Origin of the sequence: Pseudoalteromonas luteoviolacea DSM 6061 (assembly GCF_001625655.1) — a bacterium.
GTDB lineage: Bacteria > Pseudomonadota > Gammaproteobacteria > Enterobacterales > Alteromonadaceae > Pseudoalteromonas > Pseudoalteromonas luteoviolacea.
In genome coordinates this window covers 1-4,078 of sequence record NZ_AUYB01000123.1, presented here as the reverse complement: position 1 = coordinate 4,078, position 4,078 = coordinate 1, and the positions used below count along the sequence as shown (strand labels likewise).

7 protein-coding genes are annotated in these 4,078 nt (G+C 39.4%); 2 read left to right on the top strand and 5 right to left on the bottom strand.

The window, feature by feature from the left end; genetic code table 11:
* A partial coding sequence (locus N475_RS17770) for an IS30 family transposase (RefSeq protein ID WP_155732601.1) occupies positions 1-639 on the top strand: 639 nt, incomplete at its 5' end.
* Between the two features lie 10 nt (positions 640-649).
* Here the strand turns inward: N475_RS17770 and N475_RS17765 are convergent.
* The 5 genes from N475_RS17765 to N475_RS17745 all read right to left on the bottom strand — a co-directional run bounded on the left by N475_RS17765 (position 650) and on the right by N475_RS17745 (position 3,290).
* Positions 650-1,078: a hypothetical protein gene (locus N475_RS17765; RefSeq protein WP_063365720.1), complete on the bottom strand. Its 429-nt coding sequence runs from the start codon at positions 1,076-1,078 to the stop codon at positions 650-652.
* 2 nt (positions 1,079-1,080) lie between these two features.
* Positions 1,081-1,539 (bottom strand): hypothetical protein, encoded by a 459-nt coding sequence (locus N475_RS17760; RefSeq protein WP_063365719.1) that lies wholly within the window; start codon positions 1,537-1,539, stop codon positions 1,081-1,083.
* Positions 1,540-1,776: 237 nt separating this feature from the next.
* Positions 1,777-1,866 (bottom strand): hypothetical protein, encoded by a 90-nt coding sequence (locus N475_RS26320; RefSeq protein WP_155730939.1) that lies wholly within the window; start codon positions 1,864-1,866, stop codon positions 1,777-1,779.
* Positions 1,867-2,056: 190 nt separating this feature from the next.
* Complete coding sequence (locus N475_RS17750) at positions 2,057-2,590, bottom strand: hypothetical protein (RefSeq protein WP_063357693.1); 534 nt, start codon at positions 2,588-2,590, stop codon at positions 2,057-2,059.
* 184 nt (positions 2,591-2,774) lie between these two features.
* Positions 2,775-3,290, bottom strand: coding sequence for a T6SS effector amidase Tae4 family protein (locus tag N475_RS17745; RefSeq protein WP_063365717.1), 516 nt, complete (start codon positions 3,288-3,290; stop codon positions 2,775-2,777).
* Positions 3,291-3,419: 129 nt separating this feature from the next.
* Here N475_RS17745 and N475_RS17740 point away from each other — a divergent pair.
* On the top strand, positions 3,420-4,078 hold a 659-nt coding region (locus N475_RS17740; protein ID WP_155732600.1), incomplete at its 3' end, for a hypothetical protein.

Genomic DNA, 4,078 nt, shown 5'->3' with positions numbered 1-4,078 from the left:
CAATGGGTTATTAAGGACTATCAAGTAGGTGGTGAGCTATATAAAGCGTTACCAAAACGTCACAAGAAGAGAAGAAAGCAACGTAAATACGGCGACTTACGTGGCAAAATAAAAGATCGGGTAAGTATCCATGAGCGGCCTGTTATTGTAGAAGAACGGACTCGTATTGGTGACTGGGAGGGTGATCTTGTTGAAGGAAAAAAAGGGTCTGGATATATAGTTACTCATGTAGATAGAGCTACAAAATACTTAATGGCCCAAAAAATAGAAAGTAAAACAGCGGATGCTTTTAATAAGGCGACACTGTCAATGTTTATGCCTTTAACTCCCTCGAAAAGGCTAACGCTTACACTAGATAATGGTAAAGAATTTTCACTATTCAGCAAGATCGAGAATAGGCTAAAAATAGATATCTACTTCGCGGATCCTTATTGCTCATGGCAGCGAGGAACAAATGAAAATACAAATGGTCTAATTCGTCGGTATTTCCCCAAAAAAACTGACTTCTCGACTATAACTGATAATGAGCTACAAAAAGTTGTACATAAAATTAATAACCGACCCAGAAAAAGTTTAGATTATCAGACGCCGAAAGAAGCCTTTTCACTTGATAATGTGAGTGGTGCACTTGGAACTTGAATTCGGGTCATTAGCCTTGTTGCTCTTGCCAATATCTTAAGAAATCCTTTTTTTCCTTCTGGCCTTTCAAAAAATGAGCACAGTCAACAAAGAAGTGTGCCGCCCCGCTATCTTTGGTACTAGAAAACAGGTCTAGGTATTTAATTTTTAAAATTAGTTCCTTGTTTCTATATAAGTTAAACTCTCCAAATATAATCAAACGTAGAGAAACAGTAGCATGAAAATCTTCATCTGTGACTTCTATACATTTATTTCCTTCAAAAAAATAAAGACCTTCATTGAAGGTAAATAAGCCATACAAAATACGACCCATACATTTTTTCCAGTAAAATCCCGTTGGACATAATGGTTCCGAACTTTCAAACTGATCGATTTGGTTACCTTGTATCTCCAGAGTAATATTTCCGAAATAATTAAAACTCTCTAGTTTCACTATCAACTTTATTCACCTTCAATAAGCCCAATTGATAAAGGAGACGTAGGGATCAGAGCTTTATCCCAACCACTGTTTGGAGTACCAAGTGATCTTACGGCTTTATCAAAGTTTCCACCCGACTTATTCCAATAATACCTAACTCGAAAAAATGACTTAGAGTTACTGATTAACCTTGGTGAAAGATTCATTATTTTCCATATACCTCTCGCAGTAGAACCCATAGCAAATGTTCGATATGTTGGCGCTCCTGATCTAGTTACTGCTGAGATTACTCTATAACCCATACCTACTACAAATCGCTGTGCGCCAACTCCACCTAAATAGCATTCTGGACAAACAGAACTGGTCGTTCCATTTCCAGCTTCAAATACTAATTCAGCGATACCGGTTTCAGGGTTAATATAATAAGAATTACCCTCGGAATCAGTAAGTGACTGAACACCAGCAACATCGGAAGATTGCAAGTACTTAATTTGCCCACCGTTATTTCAGTTTAGAAAGCTTTGTGTTTTTAATCGCACTATCGAAAGAATTTATCCACAAACGCTACTTACAATACCAAACTGTACTGGAGCCAGCTCTACTTCGAACTCTCTTTGTAATATGGCAATTCAACCCATTTAGCCTGATATCAATAGAGCTCTTATCAGCCATCAGAGAGAGTGTAACTGCCCCAACTTTAGTACAGTTCATTAGTAGAATTATACTGCCTCAAGATGGCTCATTGGAGTTTGATCTCCTAGTGCATCGTGAGGCCGTTCATAATTATAAATATCTAACAATTTTGAAATGGACTATCTGGTTTAATAAACTCAAGTGTATATAGCACTCCGCTTGGACCAGAAAGTCAATGGATCCGACCACCGAGGTCAAATAGGCGTGACCAAAAAATCAGCAAAACGCGACCAGAAACAGAAAAGCCCCAGCAAGTGCTGGGGCTTAAATCGTGTTGACTATATGTTTTTAGTTTAAACCATTATGCTAATTTTCAATTTGCTTCATCCTTATAGAAAACCACTGACCATTAGCTAAACCCGCATATTCATCTTCACTTATTGACGACCAGCTTAGCCCCAAAAACTTTCTTTTAAATGCAATTGGGTTTATTCCAATTGGTACTTGTGCGTGACATCTAAAACCATAATTTAGAGCCAATTCGCAAGTACCTTTGAGTAATTGAGATTTTGATATATTCTCTAGCACACGAAAAAAAACTTCTCTGTCTTTATGTGACACCACCCCTTTTCTATTAGAAGAAAAGAGCTTAATCGAGCTTACGATATTGTTGTATATTTCAGCTATCAATTTAAAGTCAACTTGAATATCTAATAACTTAATATTCCTTTTAGAGGTCATTTCATGTGTACAATTCAACAATTGGTCAACTAAAAATAAGTATTCATTAATAGTCAAATTCGTACGATTTTTTAATAAAACCCCTTTATCAAAGCGCAATTGCAACAACCATTTATCACTTTTTGAAATTTGCTTTAATACTACATTTTCCAGACTCATGTTATTTCCCAATTTAGGGCTGTAAATATATCTATTAACCTCTTTAGAGTTTTTGCAGTTTACCGGACTGTAGTTAGCATGCGCGTCCAAAGAAATAACAGCCCAAAGCAAGCACAAGATTTTAGTGCACATCGATACATTGTAGAAAGATTTAAATTTTTGTTTTCTCAAAATAAACAATCCCCTAATTTGATTTAACTGGTAGAACCCAAACTGAACCACCCGCGGCCGCACCAACATATTGATCGGTATAAGTCCTAGTAATTACAGTAGCATGAGAAGTAGAAACACCAATAGCAACTTGGTTTGGAGCTAAAGAGGTTTGTAAGGCAGATAATTGCGAAAATGAAACGTTCGAAATATCTGGAGCGCCCCAAATATTCGTTAAATGTACTTTCAATTGCCTTGCAGATAATATGTACCTTAGCCCGCCATTATCGCCGCCATAATTTAAATTTGCTCCTGGAGCTCCACGAGGAATGGGTTCACCACTGTAGTTAATACCATGGCTCACTCTTGTAGCACACGAATTTGAGTAAGGCCCATATCCTTTTCCTAATGAGCCACCAACAGTTTCCCATACAGAAGCGGTATCATATTCATCATAATTTAGATACTCTTCCCAAAAATCTTCTGAGTTTGGTCTTTTGGCTGTTGGCTCTCTTCTATTCGGCGCTTCTGCATTCAACAAATGCATCATCGCCGCGGTCCTAGCACCGTTTGCAAACTAAAAAATATAAGGTGACACCCATTCCAATTTGAAAAAAAGCAGCCAATCCACAAGATATAAAAGACACCCAGCTTAAATTCAGCAAATGCGTATGGTCGGGTGTCGCACCAGTTTGACGACTATCGCCGCCTCAATGGGGCTGGGAGTCAATATGTGGAAGCACGAGGGGTTGCCATTGAATATGCCTTTGGTCAAGTCTTGGCCAAGACCGAAGCTCGGGATGGGCGCGAAGGGCAAACGTATTATCGCATTGTGAATACCAATGAGCGGGGGCAGGTGACTGAGTACCTTAAAGGGGGGGTCACCATGCAAGTTGGGTATGATACGCAAGGTATGCTGAGTGCCATTTACACGAAGAGCCATGGGTATATTCAAGCCGACAGCTATCGGTTTGACAGCCTCGGTAACCTTATCTCGCGTGCTCAAATTGGCATGCGCGAACGGACTTACCATTACGACAGTTTAAACCGGGTGTTGGGTGTCAATAGCGTTGATTTATTTACCTATTCGAGTACAGGCAATCTTGAGGAAAAAGCCGATTATCGCATTCTTGAAGCGGGTGCTTGCAATGGCACCAACGTTGAAATCACCAATAAGTGGTCCCAAGTGTATGGGGAAGATAATAACCCATTACATGCGCTGACCTCACGGACGCGGTTGTCGGTGCCCGCATGTGAGACGACCTCTGCCACAGCAGCCAATCATGACGTTGACCAAGAAACATTCACTTATGATGAAAATGGCAATGAAACAACGGT

Coding starts and splice junctions, on each gene's coding strand:
- N475_RS17750 (WP_063357693.1), bottom strand. CDS start 2,590: ATGAGTCTGGAAAATGTAGTATTAAAGCAAATTTCAAAAAGTGATAAA.
- N475_RS17745 (WP_063365717.1), bottom strand. CDS start 3,290: ATGATGCATTTGTTGAATGCAGAAGCGCCGAATAGAAGAGAGCCAACA.